We start from the raw sequence: 16,428 nt of genomic DNA, 5'->3' as shown, positions 1-16,428 counted from the left end.
CGGGGGGACGGTGCAATGCACCAGCAGTTGATCATCGGTTTCCAGCAGGGGGACTTGCCGTGGCCACACGTAAGGCGCTCAGCCGGATCGCGGCCGTGCCGATCGCAGTGGTGGCCGGCCTCGCGTTTCTCGCGGCACCGGCCCACGCGGCCGAGGCATGGCAGCGGCAGAGCCCACCGCTTTCGACTCCGTGGACGCATCTGGTCGGACCGATCAACGCGCTGCCCGAATATCCCCGGCCGCAGATGGCGCGAGCGCGCTGGCTGAACCTCAACGGCGTGTGGGCCTACACCGGGCGCACTGCAGACTCCGCGCTCACGACGCCGCCGTCGGCCGATGACTACGGCGAGAAGATCCTGGTGCCCTACCCCACCGAGTCGGCGCTGTCCGGAGTCAAACGCCACGACGACCAGATTTGGTACCGCAAAGTCTTCGAGCTGCCGGGCACCTGGCGCGGCCAGCGCGTGCTGCTGCACTTCGGCGCGGTCGACCAGACCGCCACCGTCTGGGTGAACAACCGGCCCGTGGCCCACCACGAGGGCGGTTTCACCGAGTTCAGCGCCGACATCACCGACGCGCTGCGGTGGACGGGCACGCAGGACATCGTCGTGCGCGCCGAGGACCGCAACGAAGCCGCCCCGTTTCCCGTCGGCAAGCAGCGCAAGGATCCGAACGGCCTCTTCTACACCGGCGCGTCGGGCATCTGGCAGACAGTGTGGCTGGAACCGGTGCGCGCCGCACACATCACCAAACTCGACATCACCCCCGACCTGACCGGATTCACTGTCACACCGCGGGTTTCCGGAACGAGAGCGGAACGCGCCGAGGTGGTCGTTTCGGCCCCGCACGGCGCGGCGGTGGCCCGCTCGTCGGGTCCGCCGGGCCGGCCGGTGCGAGTTCCGGTGCCGCAGCCACGGTTGTGGACACCGGATGATCCGTACCTCTACGACCTGACGGTGCGGCTGACCAGCCCGTCCGGAAAGGTCGTCGACGAGGTCGCCTCGTACGGTGGTCTGCGCACGATCCGCATGGTCACCGACCCGCGGGGCCGGCCGCGAATCGCGTTGAACGACAAGATCACCTTCCTACACGGCCCGCTGGACCAGGGCTACTGGCCGGACGGCATCTACACCGCGCCGACCGACGACGCGCTGAGGTTCGACCTCGAGCGGACCAAAGCGCTCGGCATGAATTTCGTCCGCAAGCACGCCAAGGTCGAACCGGCGCGCTGGTACTACTGGACGGACAGGCTCGGCCTGCTGGTGTGGCAGGACATGCCGTCGCTGAACGTCTCCCTCGATCCTCCGGTAGGCCCGGCACCGGATCCGCCGCCGGATGCGAAGGCCAATTTCGAACGCGAACTGGTGGCGATGATTGACCAGCTACGCAGCGTCACTTCGATCGTCGGCTGGGTTGCGTTCAACGAGGGCTGGGGCGAGTTCGACACCGCCAGGATCGCCGGTGTCGCCAAAACCGCGGACCCGACGCGGATGGTGACCGCCAGCAGCGGGGTGAACTGCTGTAAGTCGCGTCCCGACAGCAGGTCCGGCGACGTCTACGACGACCACACCTACGTGGGGCCGGGCCGCCCGGTCCTGCACGACGATCCGGCGACCCCACGCGATGAGCGGACCATGCTCGGTGACCGTCCGATTCCGCTCGAACACCGGGTGGTGGTCGACGGCGAATACGGCGGCCTCGGCCTCGTGCCCGACGGCAACCGGTGGCCGGGTCAACCGCAAGCTTACGAAATGACCGACAGCAGAGCGCGATTGACCGAGCGCTACGTCCAGGTGAGCCGCGATCTCGAAGATGCGGTCCGCAGGGGCGGCCTGTCCGGCGCGATCTACACCCAGACCACCGATGTGGAGAACGAGGTGAACGGGTTCCTGACCTACGATCGCTGGCTGGTCAAGGTGGCGCTGCGCACGGTCGCCGAGCGCAACCGCGCGGTGATCGCGGCGGGCGCGCAGGTGAACGAGGCTCCGGAGCGCTGAGTCACAGCGTGCGCATGCTCGTGAACTTGCGCGGTCGTCCGGTAACCGGGTCCGTGAACTGCAGAACTTGGGCCAGCAACCGCATCGGCCGCGAGAAGTCGTCCGGCGCAACGTCGATCACGTCCGGGTACAACGGGTCGTCGGTGATCGGCAGACCGAGCGACGCCATGTGCACCCGGAGTTGATGCGTGCGTCCGGTCCGCGGGGTCAGCCGGTACAGGCCATCTCCGTGTGCCTCCACCAGCGTCTCGGCGTTCGGTTCACCCGGCTCCTCGATCGCCTGCAGCTGCCCGCGCCGCTTGACGATCCGGCTCCGCACCGTCACCGGAAGGTCAACGTGTACAAGGCCGTTCGAGTGCGCCAGATACGTCTTGCGCACCGCGCCGTGCGCGAACAACGACTGGTACGCGCCGCGCACCTCTCGCCTGGTCGTGAAGAGCAGCACGCCGGCCGTCAGCCGGTCCAAGCGATGTGCCGGTGAGAGGTCGGGCAGGTCGAGGTCGCGCCGAAGCCGCACCAGCGCGGTCTGGGCGACGTGGCGGCCACGCGGCATCGTCGCCAGAAAGTGCGGCTTGTCCACCACCACGATGTCGTCGTCGCGATACAGCACCGGGATGTCGAACGGCACCGGCACCTCGTCGCGCAACTCGCGGTACAGGTAGACGAACGCGCCGGGAGGCAGCACCGTGCCCACCGTCACGACGGTCCCGTCAGCCGTCACCACTTCGCCGGCAAGCACTTTGGCCGCCGCCGCTTCACCGAACCGGGAGGCCAACTCGACCAGCACCGCGCCTCCCCGCAGCCGCACCCGGGCCGGCCCCAGCCCGTCGCGCACCGGCAACGGCGGCGGGCGCCTCACCGCCGGCACCTCAATTCAGCGGCACCGGTTCCAGGATCTCGGCGCGAGCCTCCGGCGCTGCGGCGCGCAGCGCGTCGGCCGACTCGTCGTCGGGTTCCTGCTGCGACCGGATCTCCGCGTCGACCCGCGCGAGATACGTGTTCACCTCGCGGTCGATGTCCTCTTCATTCCAACCCAGCACCGGTGCAACGACTTCGGCGACCTCCCGCGCACAGTCCACCCCGCGGTGCGGATACTCGATCGAGATCCGCATCCGCCGCGCCAGGATGTCCTCGAGGTGCAACGCACCTTCGGCCGCTGCGGCGTACCACGCCTCGACCTTCAGATACACCGGCGCCTCGGTGATCGGATCCAGCAGGTCGGGCCGGACTCCGGCTTGTTCACTGGCCATCTGCAACACCTCACCGATCAGCGAGCCGTACCGGTCCAGCAGGTGGCGCACCCGATATGGGTGCAAACCATAATGTGCGCCAACGCTTTCCGTCTGGTTGATCAACGCGAAGTAGCCGTCGGCGCCCATCAGCGGAACCTTCTCCGTGATCGATCGGGCGACCCGGGCCGGTATGTACTCCGCCGCAGCGTCGATCGCGTCCTCGGCCATCACCCGGTACGTGGTGTACTTGCCGCCGGCGATCGCCACCAGGCCCGGGGCGGGCACCGCGACGGCGTGCTCACGGGAGAGCTTCGACGTCTCCTCACTCTCCCCGGCCAGCAGAGGCCGCAGCCCGGCGTACACGCCGTCGATGTCGTCGTGCGTCAGCGGTGTGGCCAGCACGCTGTTGACGTTCTCGAGGATGTAGTCGATGTCGACCTTGGTCGCGGCGGGATGCGCCAGGTCGAGGTTCCAGTCGGTGTCCGTCGTCCCGATGATCCAGTGCGTGCCCCAAGGGATCACGAACAGCACCGACTTCTCGGTGCGCAGGATGATCGCCACCTCGCTGACGATCCGGTCGCGCGGCACCACGATGTGCACGCCCTTGGAGGCTCGCACCCGAAACCGCCCGCGCTGCTTGGACAACGCCTGGATCTCGTCGGTCCACACCCCGGTGGCGTTGACGACCACGTGCCCGTGCACCTCGGTCACCGCACCGTTCTCCGAGTCGCGGACCTCCACCCCGGTGACGCGGTCGCCTTCCCGGAGCAATGCGACCACCTGTGTGGACGTCCGGACCACCGCCCCGTAGTGCGCGGCCGTGCGCGCGACGGTCATGGTGTGGCGCGCGTCGTCGACCACGGTGTCGTAGTAGCGGATTCCGCCGATCAGTGACGAGCGCTTGAGCCCCGGCGCCAGCCGCAGCGCACCCGACTTCGTCAGATGCTTTTGCGCCGGAACGGATTTCGCGCCGCCCAGCTGGTCGTAGAGAAGAATTCCCGCGGCGACATATGGCCGTTCCCACCACCGGTTGGTCAGCGGGAACAAGAACGGCAGCGGTTTGACCAGATGCGGCGCCAGCGTCGTCAGCGACAGTTCCCGCTCGTGCAGCGCCTCGCGCACCAACCCGAACTCCAGCTGCTCGAGATAGCGCAGGCCGCCGTGGAACATCTTCGACGACCGGCTCGACGTGCCCGACGCGAAGTCACGCGCCTCGACGAGAGCGACCTTGAGCCCGCGCGTCGCGGCGTCCAGCGCGGCGCCGGCGCCGACGACTCCCCCGCCGATCACCACGACGTCGAACTGCTCGCTGCCGAGCCGCTCCCACGCTTCTGCCCGCTGCTGCGGCCCCAGAAACGTCTGGCCGTTGGCCGGAATCGGGTCGCTCACCGGAATGGACTCCTAGTTACTGGTCGGTACGTGTCCATCCCAAGGCTACGTGGATTCAGTCCAGATCGTCGTGCGCCATCAATCGTCGGCCCGCCTCGGTGATCGAACCCGACAGCGACGGGTACACCGAGAACGTCTGCGCCAGATCTTCGACGTCGTTGCCGTTCTGCACCGCCAACGCGATCGGCATGATCAGTTCGGAGGCGATCGGCGCGACCACGACCCCGCCGATCACCACCCCGGTCGCGGGCCGGCAGAAGATCTTCACGAAGCCGCGGCGCAGGCTCGACATCTTGGCCCTGGCGTTGGTGTTCAGCGGCAGCATGATCGTGCGCGCGGCGACCGACCCGTCGTCGATCTTGGACTGCGGCACCCCGACCGCGGCGATCTCCGGACGGGTGAACACCGCGGCGGCCACCGTGCGCAGCCGGATCGGTTCGAGACCTTCGCCGAGCGCGTGGTACATCGCGATGCGGCCCTGCATGGCGGCCACCGAGGCCAACAGCATCAGCCCCGTGCAGTCGCCGGCGGCGTATATGCCGGGCACCGAGGTGCGCGAAACACGGTCGACCTTGAGGTAGTCGCCCTTGCCGAGTTCGATGCCGAGCCGCTCGAGGCCCAGACCGCCGGTGTTGGGCACCGAGCCGACCGTCATCAGCGCATGGCTGCCTTCGACGCATCGACCGTCGGTCATCCGGACGACGACGCCGTCGGCTCCCCGCGTCACCGATTCGGCGCGGGCGTTCTTCACCAGTGTCACGCCGCGCGAGCCGAGCGCGTCCTCGAGCACCGCGGCGGCGTCGGAGTCCTCGTGGGGCAGGATCTGGTCGCGGCTGGCCACGACCGTGACCTTCACGCCCAGCTCGGTGTAGGCGTTGACGAACTCGGCGCCGGTGACGCCGGAGCCCACGACGACGAGATGCTCGGGCAGCGCTTCGAGGTCGTAGAGCTGACGCCAGTTCAGGATCCGCTCGCCGTCGGGCTCGGCGCCGGGCAGCACGCGCGGGCTGGCACCGGTGGCGATCAGCACGACGTCGGCGCTGATCGTGCTGACGGAGCCGTCGGCCGCGGTGACCTTGACCGTGTGCCTGGCCATGCCCGGCATGTCGTCGACCAGCTCACCGCGGCCCGCGATCAGCGTCACGCCGTCGTTGCGCAACCGCTCGGCGATGTCGGCGGACTGTGCGGCAGCCAGCCGTTTGACCCGCTCGTTGATCTGGCGCAGCGAGATCTTGGCGTCCTCGAACTCGAGCGCGTAACCGAGATCCGGCGCCCGGCGCAGTTCGGTGCGCACGCCCGTCGACGCGATGAAGGTCTTGGAGGGCACACAGTCCCACAGCACGCACGCCCCGCCGATGCCGTCGGAGTCGACGACGGCGACCTCGGCGACTTCGGGGCCACGCGCCGCGGCGACCAGTGCCGCCTCATAGCCGGCGGGCCCGCCGCCGATGATCACGATGCGGGTTGCCACGACCCCAACCTAACGAAGCGGGTGGTCGATCGCCCGCGCTGTGGTCAAACCCAGTTAGAGACACCAGTTAGAGACACACGGTGAAAGGCTTTAGCATTTCCTCGTGCCGCTCTACGCCGCCTACGGATCTAACATGCATCCGGAGCAGATGTTGCAGCGCGCGCCGCATTCGCCGATGGCGGGGACGGGGTGGTTGCACGGTTGGCGCTTGACATTCGGCGGCGAGGACATCGGTTGGGAGGGTGCACTCGCCACCGTGGTCGAGGACCCGTCGTCGAAGGTGTTCGTCGTGCTCTACGACGTCACCAAGGAAGACGAGCACAACCTCGACCGTTGGGAAGGCTCGGAGCTGGGCTTCCACAAGAAGATCCGCTGCCGCGTGCACCGCACGTCGTCGGACACCGACTTCGAGCCGGTGCTGGCCTGGCTGTATGTGGTCGACGCGTGGGAGGGCGGGGTGCCGTCGGCGCGCTACCTCGGTGTCGTCGCCGACGCTGCTGAAATCGCCGGTGCCCCAGCGGATTACGTCCACCACCTCCGAACCCGGCCGGCACGCAACATCGGTCCGGGCACCCCAGGTTGATCTCCTCTTTTGTCCGCGAGCGACCGTGTTTGTACACCGACACGCCGTAGTTGGCTGACATTCGGCGGTCGCTCACGCCGCACGAGCGCGCCACAGCTGCCTGTCGATGCGGCCGACGAACTCCCACGATCGATACCGAACATCCTCGAAGACGATCGGGATGACCGTCCATCCGACGTCGAAGAGTGCCGCCGTGCGCCTGCGGTCGCGCCGCATCGCGTCGGCGCCGCTGTGCCAGTCGACACCGTCGTACTCGACGGCCACGCGCTCGTTGGGCCAGGCGAAGTCAAGCCGGCGAAGCTCGCCGTTACCGTCGACGATCTCGTACTGAAGCTCGGGAGTAGGTAGTCCACCGTCGATCATCGCCAGTCGGGCTTCGCTTTCCATCGGCGATTCCGAGCGGGCGTCGGCCAGCGCGATGAGGTCGCGGACCGTGACGATGCCGCGCCGTCCCGCCTGCTCGACGGCAGCACGCCACAGCTCGGTCCGATTGACCGTGCCGCTGCGCAGCGCAGCGTCCAGGGTGGCCAACGCCCTCGGTCGACGCTGCGCGCGCGCCACCTCCACGGCGGTCCACGCCGGCGCGGTGACCGGTCTGGCGTCGACCACGGTGAGCGGTGCGCCTTCGCGCCGATGGACTTTCAGGCCGTCGGCCGATCGCAACCGCGAACCTCGCGGGCTGAGCACGTGCAGATCGGCGGGCTCTTCCACATCGAAGCCGTGGATCGCCGCAGCGGTGTGCAGACAAGCGGCGACCGGGTTGCCGCAGCGAAGGTCGAGCCCGCGCAGGCGCATCGCGTCGTCCGGTTCACCGAGGCAGTAGATGCCCGGCCAAAGCCGTTGCAGCGGACCGGATTTGAGTGCTGCCTCGAAGCCGCGCCGTGTCATGTGTTGCAGGATCTGGCCGCTTGAGGCGAGTCCGTCCTGCGCTTCGAAGATCCGTTGCAATTCGGGGTTCACGCTGCCGATCGTCAGCAATGCGCGGCGGCATCGATAGGCCCTCAGGCGAAAGCTGTGGATGAACGGCGAGATGTGGACAATCAACGGCCGCGTGGGCCCACACGGAACCGCGAGCGACCGCCGAGTGCTCACAAAAGCCGGTGTGTCGGCGTGCAAACACGGTCGCTCGCGGGGGGAGGGGAAGTTAGCTCGCGGGGGAAGTCAGAACGCGGCTGCGGAGTTGTCGATGATGTTCACCAGCACCCGCACCCCCACCGCAAGCGCCCGCTCGTCGAGGTCGAACGTCGGTTGATGCAGGTCCAGTTGCGGGCCGCGGCCCGTCCACACACCCAGCCGGGCCATCGCGCCCGGCACTTCCTCCAGGTACCACGAGAAGTCCTCGCCACCGCCGGACTGCCGGGTGTCGGCCAGCACGTCGGGTCCGATCGCTTCGATCGCATGCGTCAGGATCCGGGTGGAGATCTCCTCGTTGACCACCGGCGGCACGCCGCGACGGTACTGCAGGCTGTACTCGATGCCCAAGGGTGCCAATAACGACGCAATGCTCTCTCGCACAATCGATTCCAGCGTTTCCCAGGTGTCCCGGCTTGCGGTGCGGATGGTGCCGGCCAACGTGCCGGTCTGCGGAATCGCGTTGGCTGCGACGCCCGCGTTGACCGCGCCCCACACCATCACGGTGCTGTTGCGCGGGTCGATGCGGCGCGACAATATCCCCGGCACGCCGGTGATCAGCGTGCCGAGACCGTAGACCAGGTCGCCGGTGAGATGCGGTCGCGATGTGTGCCCGCCGGGCGAGTGCAGCGTCACCTCGAGTTGGTCGGCGGCCGAGGTGATGGGCCCGGCCCGCATCGCGACCTTGCCGACGGCCAGTCGCGGATCGCAGTGCAGTGCGAAGATCCGCGACACCCCGGTCAGCGCGCCCGCGGCGATCGCGTCGATCGCACCGCCGGGCATCAACTCCTCGGCGGCCTGGAAGATCAGCCGCACCCCGACCGGAAGCTCGGGCACCGACGCCATCGCCAGCGCGGCCCCCAGCAGGATCGCGGTGTGCGCGTCGTGCCCGCACGCGTGCGAGACGCCTGCCACCAGCGACGCGTAGGGCGCGCCGGTGCGGTCGGCCATCGGCAGCGCGTCCATGTCGGCCCGCAGAGCGATCCGGGGCGCGTGCTCGGGTCCGAAGTCACACGTCAACCCGGTCCCGCCCGGCAGCACTTTGGGGTTCAGGCCCGCGTCGGCGAGCCGCGAGGCGACGAACTGCGTGGTGGCGAACTCCTGGCGGCCCAGCTCGGGGTGCATGTGGATGTGCCGGCGCCACTCGACGAGGTCGTCGAAGTGGGCCGAGAGCCACCGCGCGGCGGCGTGGGGCAGCACGCTCACGACGCCCGCCTCGCCTGCAGGTCCATCACCCGGTCGCGCTCGCGCGGCGTCTGGGCCAACTGCACGACCGTGCGCGCCAGCATCACCGCCCCCTCGACGACGGCCTTGTCGGCGCTGGGCCCCGCCGCGGCCGCCGCGAACGCCGGTTGGTGCACCGAAGCGCCGCCCGCGTCGATGCCGACGATCGGATGGATGCCGGGCATCACCTGCGTGACGTTGCCCATGTCGGTACTGCCCAGCGGCAGTGCGGCCTCGAGATCGGCGGACACCGGCTCGCGGCCCACCCGGTGCATCTCCGCGCGGAACGTCTCGGCCAGCCACGCGTCCGGCGTCAGTTCGTGATAGCTGGGTTCGGTCTCGCTGACTTCGTGTCCGCAGCCGGTCGCCACGGCGCCGGCCAGAAAGCAGTCCGCCATCCGCTGTTCGAGTTCGCGCAGCGATGCCGCGTCGTTGGCCCGCATCGTGAACTGCATCTCGGCGCGCGCGGGTATGACGTTGGTCGCCTGGCCGCCGTCGGTGACGATGCCGTGCGCCATCTGGCCCGGCGCCATCTGCTGGCGCAGCAGCCCGATCGCCACCTGCGCGACGGTGATCGCGTCGACGGCGTTCAGGCCGAGGTACGGCGCGACGGCGGCGTGGGCCTCTCTGCCCTCGTACCGGACGGCGACCTGCGACAGCGCCAGCGACCGCGCGGCGGCGATGTCGAGCGGTCCGGGGTGCAGCATCACCGTCGCGGCGATTTCGTCGAACGCCCCGGCGTCCAGCAGCAGCACCTTCCCGCCGCCGGCCTCCTCGGCCGGTGTGCCGAGCAGCACGACCGTCAGCCCCAGTTGATCGGCCACCTCTGCCAACGCCAGCGCGGTGCCGACCGCCGACGCCGCAATGATGTTGTGCCCGCAGGCATGTCCGAGTCCCGGCAGCGCGTCGTACTCGGCGCACACCCCGACGACGAGCGGACCGCTGCCGTAGACGGCGCGGAACGCGGTCTGCAGTCCGCCCGGCGCGGACGCGACCTCGAACCCGTATTCGGCCACCAGCGCCTGCGTCTTGGCGCAGCTGCGGTGTTCGGCGAACGCGAGTTCGGGCTCTGCGTGGATGGAGTGGGACAGCTCGACCAGGTCACCACGGCGTCGGTTGACCGCGTCCTCGACGGTCTGGAACGCGGTGAGTGCCGGCATCCTGGCAGTATCTCACTGCAGGCCGGCCGCGGCTGCGACAGATAAGCTCGCGCACTGTGACCGATGCGCTGGCGCTGGCCGACCGGGCGGCGGCCGCCATCGCCGAGCGCACCGGCGTCGACGGCCACGACGTCGCCGTCGTCCTCGGTTCGGGCTGGGCACCCGCGGTCGAGCCGATGGGCGACCCCGTGGCGGTGATCCCGGTCGCCGAGTTGCCCGGCTTCGCCCCCCCGGCCGCTGAGGGTCACCGCGGCCAGCTGTTGTCGATGCGCATCGGCGAGCACCGGGTGTTGGTGTTCGTCGGCCGCATCCACGGCTACGAAGGGCACGACCTGGCGCACGTCGTGCATCCGGTGCGCGCCGCCTGCGCGAGCGGTGTGCACACGGTGGTGCTGACCAACGCCGCCGGCGGTCTGCGCGAGGAGTACAGCGTGGGCCAGCCGGTGCTGATCAGCGACCACCTCAACCTCACCGGCCGGTCACCGCTGGTGGGCCCGCGGTTCGTCGACATGGTCGACGCGTACTCGCCGCGGCTGCGCGACGTCGCCCGCGCCATCGACCCGGCGCTGGCCGACGGCGTCTACGCCGGTCTGCCTGGCCCGCAGTACGAGACGCCCGCGGAGATCCGGATGCTGCGCACGCTCGGCGCCGATCTGGTCGGCATGTCGACCGTGCACGAGACGATCGCCGCGCGTGACGCCGGCGCGCAGGTGCTCGGGGTCTCACTCGTGACCAACCTGGCCGCGGGGATGACCGGCCAACCGCTGAACCACGAAGAGGTACTCGAGGCCGGGCTGCAGTCGGCGACGCGGATGGGCGCGCTGCTGGCGGGAGTCATCGCCCGGCTCTGACGACGTGCCGAGCAGGCCGGAATATGGCGGCGCGAAAGTGGGCACCCTACCGGCATGTCTGCGTCGCCGGCGACAACTACCGCGCAGGAGTGGATCTCCCACGATCCCGACCCCAAAACCGCCGCCGAACTCTCGGAGTGTTCCGAAGAAGAGCTCGAACGACGATTCGCCCAACCGTTGAGATTCGGCACGGCGGGCCTGCGCGGACCGCTGCGCGCCGGCCCCGGCGGCATGAACCTCGCCGTGGTTCTGCGTGCCAGCTGGGCGGTCGGCAAGGTGCTTCAGGACCGCGGGCTGGCCGGCCAGGACGTCGTGGTGGGCCGCGACGCCCGCCACGGCTCCGACCAGTTCGCCCTGGCCGCCGCTGAAGTGCTTGCAGCGCAAGGATTTCCCGTCACGTTGTTCTTCACTGCCGTGCCCACGCCGATAGTCGCGTTCACCGTCCGCCACCGTCCCGCGGCCGCCGGCATCCAGATCACCGCGTCGCACAATCCGCCGTCGGACAACGGCTTCAAGGTGTTCTTCGGCGGCGGGTTCCCCATCGCCGCGCCGACAGACCGCGAGATCGAGCAGGCCATGACCGAAGCCCCGCCCGCCGACGAGATCCCCCGGCAGGCGGTCAAACCCAGCGGCGTCGACCAGGTGCAGCGCTACGTCGAACGTGCCGCGAACGTGCGGCACACCCACGGGCCGGTGCGGGTGGCGCTCACCGCGCTGCACGGCGTGGGCGGCGAGTTCGTTCTCGACGCGTTGGTGCGCGCCGGGCTGTCCGACGTGCATGTCGTCGAGGAGCAATTCGCGCCCGATGCCGACTTCCCCACGGTGACGACGGCCAATCCCGAAGAGCCCGAGGCTGTTGAAGCGGTGCTCAGACTGGCCGCCGAGGTCGATGCCGAGGTCGCGATCGCGTTGGATCCCGATGCCGACCGGTGCGCGGTCGGCGTTCCCGCACCTGAGGGCTGGCGTATGCTTTCCGGCGACGAAACCGGTTGCCTGCTGGGCGATTACATCCTCGCGCAGGTCGAGCCCGGTCCGGTGACCGAGGCCACCGTGGTGGCCAGTTCACTGGTGTCCTCGCGACTGCTGTCGAAGATCGCGAGCGCGCACGGGGCTCGGCATGTCGAGACGCCCACCGGCTTCAAATGGCTGTCGCGAGCCGACGACGATCTGCCGGGCTGCACGCTGGTGTACGCATACGAGGAGGCGATCGGCTACTGCGTCGATCCGTCTGCGGTGCGCGACAAGGACGGCATCAGCGCGGCGGTGTTGGTCTGTGATCTGGTCGCGGCGCTGCGCGAGCGCGGGCACACGCTGCTCGACGCGCTCGACGACATGGGCCGCCGCTACGGCGTGCACATCACGACCGCGGTGTCACGGCCCGTCGAGGACAGGCACGAGGCGGCCGCGGTGATGACGCGCCTGCGCGAGGCGCCACCCGAGCGCCTCGGACAGTACGAGGTGACCGTCGCGGATTTGCAGCGCACCAATGGCACCGATGCCGTGATCATGACCGGTGGCGACGGCGATGTTACCGTGCGTGCGGTGGTGCGGCCGTCGGGTACCGAGCCGAAGGTGAAGTCCTACATCGAAATTCGCTGCGGCGCCGGTGCCGATGTGACGACCGCACGGCAGCGGGCACAGCGGGTGGCCGACGAAGTGGCCGCGGTCTGCGCGCGTTTCTAGCGCGGTCCGAACTGCCGGTCTCCGGCGTCGCCGAGGCCGGGCACGATGTAGGCGATGTCGTTGAGGCATTCGTCGATGGTCGCGGTGATCAGCCGGACATCGGGTGCGACCTTCTCCAGCGCGGTGAGACCTTCCGGGGCGACGACGACGCACACCGCCGTGATGTCGCGCGCATTGCGTGACTGCAGCAACTCGACGGTGTGCACCATCGAACCGCCCGTCGCGAGCATCGGGTCGAGCACCATCACCGGCTGGGCGCTCAGGTCGCCGGGCAGCGACTCGAGGTACGGCGTCGGCCGGTGGGTTTCCTCGTCGCGGGCGACGCCGACGAAGCCGACGCGCGCTTCGGGGATCAGCGCGTGCGCCTGGTCGACCATCCCCAGGCCTGCGCGCAGCACCGGGACGAGCAACGGCGGGTTGGCCAACCGGCACCCTGTCGTCTCGGCCAGCGGGGTGCGCACCGGCACACTCTGCACGGCGGCGCCGCGGGTCGCCTCGTACACCAGCATCAGCGTGAGATCGCGCAATGCGGCCCGGAAGGCGGCGTTGTCGGTTGCCGCGTCGCGCAAGGTGGTCAGTCGTGCCGCCGCGAGGGGGTGGTCTACGACACGCACATCCATGGGCCGACCTTAACGGGAACCGACGTCTGTCGCGGCGCGTCCTACTGACATGCACGCCGACACCGACGTCATCCGATCGTTGGCGGCAGCGAGCGCCGGACACGCCGACGAACTCGCCGCCATCGCCGCGAAGCTGTCGACCACGCCCACCTCGGAAGCCGCGTTCGGTCCGGTGGGCGAGCCGTTCATTGCGGCGCTGACGCAAGCCGTCGCGCACCAGGCCCGCGAGTTGGCTGCGCTGCGGGACCGTGCATCGGCGACGGGCGACGCCGCTTACCGGTCGGCGCTCGCCTACGACGACGCCGACGATCGCGCGGGTGCACGGGTCAGCGGCGTCTGACGATGCCGACTGGTTTGGCCGACTCGCTGACGGCACCGCTGCGGGAACTGCAGTCGCTGGTCGGCCCAGGGTCGGGGGCCGAGCTGGCAGCCGCGCTGCACGAGGTGCGCACCGCGCTGGACGACGTCGCGGCGGCGACCGGCCAGAGTTGGCGCCGCGCGGCCCCGCACTGGTCGGGTCCGGGGGCCGAGGCCGCCGCGAATGCGGTCATGTCGACCGCGGCGCAGGCCGAAGAGCTCGCGGAGCGAATCGGGCACCTCGGGAAGTCAGCGGATGCGGCCGGTGCGGCGGTGGCGCGCGCTCGACAGCGGCTCGACGACATCGTGGCCGCCTTCGAGGCCCGAGCGGCCGCACTTCAGCCGCACCTCGACTCCCCGGGCGTGACGGAGGAACTGGTGGCCGAGGCGCGGCGGGCCCTCGAAGACGCGGTGGCGGTGGTCGAGCAACTGCGCGACGAGCTGGATGGGCAGGCCGCCGCTCTCCCGGCGGCCACGACGGCGCCCGCCGCGACCGCGCCGGCGAGCTTCAGCGCCCCGGCGATGCCGTCGTCGGGCGGGTTCGGTTCGAGCGGCGCCTCGACGCTACCGGCGGCCGGCTCCGGGCTCGGTACGAGTGCGGGCGGCGGCCTGGGCGCTCTGGTGCGAGACGTCGCGGAGTTCTCCCGACCAGACGCTTCGACGCCGGAGGCGGCGGCGTTCGGCGATGGGGTCGCGGTACGGCTGCCCGACGGCAGTACGGCGACTGCGCCGAATGCCGTTGCAGCGAGCGCAGTTCGGTACGCACTGACGCAGCTGGGGGTGCCGTACGACTGGGGCGGCACGACGCCGGGCGTCGGTCTGGATTGCAGCGGGCTGACCCAGTGGGCGTATTCGGAAGCGGGACTTACACTTCCGAGGCTCGCCCAGGAACAGGACATTGGTGCGCCCGTCTCCGGCGGCGACCTGCGGCCCGGCGATCTCGCCGTGTGGGACGGGCACGTCGCGATGATCGTCGGAAACGGCCAGATGATCGAGGCGGGTGATCCGGTGCAACTCTCGGCGGTCCGAACGACGAACGCGGGGCAGGGTTTTCAGGGCTTCTGGCGGCCGACCAGTTGATCTCCGTCAGCTCCGGTTCGGCGAGCGCCCTACCTGGTTTCACACCATGCGATGGCGATCAAGCGTCTCTCAGACGCAGCCGCTGACACTTATGCGCCGGCCGAAGTTCGCGCAGACGCCGACATTCACCGGCGGTGGCGGAGGCGGTGGGGGTGGTGCCTGAAAATCCTCCGGCAAGGGCGCATAGTAAGCCGGCGGAGGTGCATATGCGCTGATCGCATCTGCGATGTTGGCGCACCCCCCGACCGAGACGCGCCGACCGACGCTTGCGCAGACGTCGGCGTGGGCCTCGCCGGAGGGCTGCACAACGGCGAATATCTGAGGAACCGCCGTTATGCCTAACACCGCTATTCCCGCCGCAGTCCATGACCGCACCCACATATTCATTGGACATCCTTCCCGTCACCGCGCTGAGGCGAGCTGCCCGGGCACGAAGACTGAGAGCTGAAGTATATTCCTCCGCATTGGCGACCAGGCCGGAATCAGTAGTGGATGGCGCCTGATGAGGCCAGCTTCTGATGCCGATCGTTGGGACGGATCAGTCAGGGGGTCGCGCCGTCCTGGCCGAGTAACGGAGTCCACTGGCAACGCTGCCTGATGTCGGTCAACGGCTGACGGATAGCTCGAAGGTCGGCTTGAACCTGCGGATTGGCATTGACGTAATTGTCCACGTCGTCGCGCATCTGGTCTCGGGGCTGCCCCTGCAGGCCAGTGAAGAATCCGTTGGCTTCGGGGTGGGTGAACAAATAGGTCGAAACGGCCGCGGCGACACCAGCCGACACACCGGCAACGTCGGCGGCCGTGCAGTTCGGTGGCCTGGGCGGCGGCTCACCAGCGGCGGTTCCCGCCGAAGCACACAGGAATGCGCCCATGACTGCGCCGGCGCCGGTAACACCGAGTACCGCTCGACGCCAAACGGGGGTTGAGAGCAACATATTCGGCTCCTTCATTCGATGACAATCGTCCGTCAGTCGTGATGGCTGTCGACTTAGCAAGATAAACAGACTGGGCGACAACTTTCATGGGATAAAGCAAACCAATTCTCAAACGCACTAAGGCTCGGTACTCCGCCTCGTCCATGTCGTAATTCGCGCTTCACTACAAACGGTGCACCGCCGCGGACAACTGCTCATAGACGGCCAACTCATCACGCAACGGCGTCACCACGAATTCCGCACCCACCGCGCCGACCCGCCGTCCCAATTCGGCTGCCGCGCGCCGTCTGCGCCGTGCCGCGCCTATCGCCACGATCGGCCGGATGACCACCACCAGCAGCAAACCGAGGGCAAGTCCACCGACGAGAAGCACGGTCGGCCAGGCGAACGGGCCGAGCGACGGTGCTTCGACGTCGATCTGCAGGTAGGCCAGCGCGGCGATCACCCCGAGCGCCGCCCCGCCCACGATCGCCGCGGCGAGCAACACCCACTGGACCGCGCCGACGAGCGTCCACCACCGCGGCGGCCGGCCTGCCGGCGCCGTGGCCGCGAAAGCTGTTGGAGGCGGCAAAGTCTCGGTCTGGGGCGGTGCCGGATGCGTTGGACCGGGCGGTCGGCGGAACCGACCTCGGAATGAACCGGCCGCCGCGGTGGTGGACGCTCGTCGGCGCGGTCCAGTGGGTGTTGCTCGCCGCGGCGATCGTGGGCGGGGCGG

The 16,428-nt window shown here is 69.3% G+C and carries 16 protein-coding genes; 6 read left to right on the top strand and 10 right to left on the bottom strand.

Translation table 11 applies throughout. From position 1 onward, the window contains the following. Positions 1-59 precede the first annotated feature (59 nt). Entirely contained in the window at positions 60-1,997 is a 1,938-nt protein-coding gene (locus A5663_RS04020; protein ID WP_197503283.1) for a sugar-binding domain-containing protein, read from the top strand. A 1-nt stretch (position 1,998) separates the two neighbouring features. Here the strand turns inward: A5663_RS04020 and A5663_RS04015 are convergent, their stop codons facing one another. Genes A5663_RS04015 through A5663_RS04005 form a run of 3 tightly spaced genes read right to left on the bottom strand, consistent with a single transcriptional unit; the run spans position 1,999 to position 6,089 of the window. Then, positions 1,999-2,856, bottom strand: coding sequence for a pseudouridine synthase (locus tag A5663_RS04015; RefSeq protein ID WP_068144156.1), 858 nt, complete (start codon positions 2,854-2,856; stop codon positions 1,999-2,001). A 10-nt stretch (positions 2,857-2,866) separates the two neighbouring features. Continuing rightward, positions 2,867-4,618: a glycerol-3-phosphate dehydrogenase/oxidase gene (locus tag A5663_RS04010; protein ID WP_068144150.1), complete on the bottom strand. Its 1,752-nt coding sequence runs from the start codon at positions 4,616-4,618 to the stop codon at positions 2,867-2,869. 55 nt (positions 4,619-4,673) lie between these two features. After that, positions 4,674-6,089 (bottom strand): NAD(P)H-quinone dehydrogenase, encoded by a 1,416-nt coding sequence (locus A5663_RS04005; RefSeq protein WP_068144144.1) that lies wholly within the window; start codon positions 6,087-6,089, stop codon positions 4,674-4,676. A 103-nt stretch (positions 6,090-6,192) separates the two neighbouring features. Between A5663_RS04005 and A5663_RS04000 the strand changes: the two genes are divergently transcribed. After that, the gene (locus A5663_RS04000; protein WP_068144141.1) at positions 6,193-6,672 is read left to right on the top strand and encodes a gamma-glutamylcyclotransferase; all 480 of its coding nucleotides are present in this window, start codon (positions 6,193-6,195) and stop codon (positions 6,670-6,672) included. A 72-nt stretch (positions 6,673-6,744) separates the two neighbouring features. Here A5663_RS04000 and A5663_RS03995 read toward each other — a convergent pair whose 3' ends face one another. The 3 genes from A5663_RS03995 to A5663_RS03985 all read right to left on the bottom strand — a co-directional run bounded on the left by A5663_RS03995 (position 6,745) and on the right by A5663_RS03985 (position 10,187). Then, on the bottom strand, positions 6,745-7,632 hold the full coding sequence (locus A5663_RS03995; RefSeq protein ID WP_068144153.1) for a hypothetical protein: 888 nt from the start codon (positions 7,630-7,632) through the stop codon (positions 6,745-6,747). A 201-nt stretch (positions 7,633-7,833) separates the two neighbouring features. Further along, positions 7,834-9,009 (bottom strand): amidohydrolase, encoded by a 1,176-nt coding sequence (locus tag A5663_RS03990; protein WP_068144139.1) that lies wholly within the window; start codon positions 9,007-9,009, stop codon positions 7,834-7,836. Further along, positions 9,006-10,187 (bottom strand): M20 family metallopeptidase, encoded by a 1,182-nt coding sequence (locus A5663_RS03985; protein ID WP_068144137.1) that lies wholly within the window; start codon positions 10,185-10,187, stop codon positions 9,006-9,008. Before A5663_RS03985 ends, A5663_RS03990 begins: the two co-directional genes overlap by 4 nt. 56 nt (positions 10,188-10,243) lie before the next feature. Here A5663_RS03985 and A5663_RS03980 point away from each other — a divergent pair, with 56 nt between their 5' ends. Beyond that, positions 10,244-11,038, top strand: a complete 795-nt coding sequence (locus tag A5663_RS03980; protein WP_068144134.1) for a purine-nucleoside phosphorylase — start codon at positions 10,244-10,246, stop codon at positions 11,036-11,038. A gap of 54 nt (positions 11,039-11,092) precedes the next feature. Then, the gene (locus tag A5663_RS03975; protein ID WP_068144132.1) at positions 11,093-12,721 is read left to right on the top strand and encodes a phospho-sugar mutase; all 1,629 of its coding nucleotides are present in this window, start codon (positions 11,093-11,095) and stop codon (positions 12,719-12,721) included. Here the strand turns inward: A5663_RS03975 and upp are convergent. Further along, a complete protein-coding gene (gene upp / locus A5663_RS03970; protein WP_068144129.1) occupies positions 12,718-13,341 on the bottom strand; it encodes a uracil phosphoribosyltransferase in 624 nt (207 codons plus the stop codon). The two genes, A5663_RS03975 and upp, sit on opposite strands and share 4 nt — an antisense overlap. 49 nt (positions 13,342-13,390) lie before the next feature. Between upp and A5663_RS03965 the strand changes: the two genes are divergently transcribed. Together A5663_RS03965 and A5663_RS03960 are read left to right on the top strand one after the other, a co-directional pair. Continuing rightward, positions 13,391-13,681 (top strand): type VII secretion target, encoded by a 291-nt coding sequence (locus A5663_RS03965; protein ID WP_068144128.1) that lies wholly within the window; start codon positions 13,391-13,393, stop codon positions 13,679-13,681. 2 nt (positions 13,682-13,683) lie between these two features. Then, the gene (locus A5663_RS03960; RefSeq protein ID WP_068144125.1) at positions 13,684-14,778 is read left to right on the top strand and encodes a C40 family peptidase; all 1,095 of its coding nucleotides are present in this window, start codon (positions 13,684-13,686) and stop codon (positions 14,776-14,778) included. Between the two features lie 69 nt (positions 14,779-14,847). Here A5663_RS03960 and A5663_RS23470 read toward each other — a convergent pair whose 3' ends face one another. The 3 genes from A5663_RS23470 to A5663_RS03950 form a co-directional block, all read right to left on the bottom strand. Further along, complete coding sequence (locus tag A5663_RS23470; protein ID WP_082973915.1) at positions 14,848-15,165, bottom strand: hypothetical protein; 318 nt, start codon at positions 15,163-15,165, stop codon at positions 14,848-14,850. Between the two features lie 155 nt (positions 15,166-15,320). Beyond that, a complete protein-coding gene (locus A5663_RS03955) occupies positions 15,321-15,713 on the bottom strand; it encodes a heme-binding protein (RefSeq protein ID WP_082973916.1) in 393 nt (130 codons plus the stop codon). Between the two features lie 163 nt (positions 15,714-15,876). Continuing rightward, the gene (locus A5663_RS03950; protein WP_156744322.1) at positions 15,877-16,284 is read right to left on the bottom strand and encodes a hypothetical protein; all 408 of its coding nucleotides are present in this window, start codon (positions 16,282-16,284) and stop codon (positions 15,877-15,879) included. Positions 16,285-16,428 lie beyond the last annotated feature (144 nt).

The organism is Mycobacterium sp. E740, from assembly GCF_001672895.1.
In the GTDB taxonomy this organism is placed as follows: Bacteria; Actinomycetota; Actinomycetes; order Mycobacteriales; family Mycobacteriaceae; genus Mycobacterium.
The sequence above is the reverse complement of the archived record's forward strand: the minus strand, read 5'-3'. Positions and strand labels throughout refer to the sequence as shown.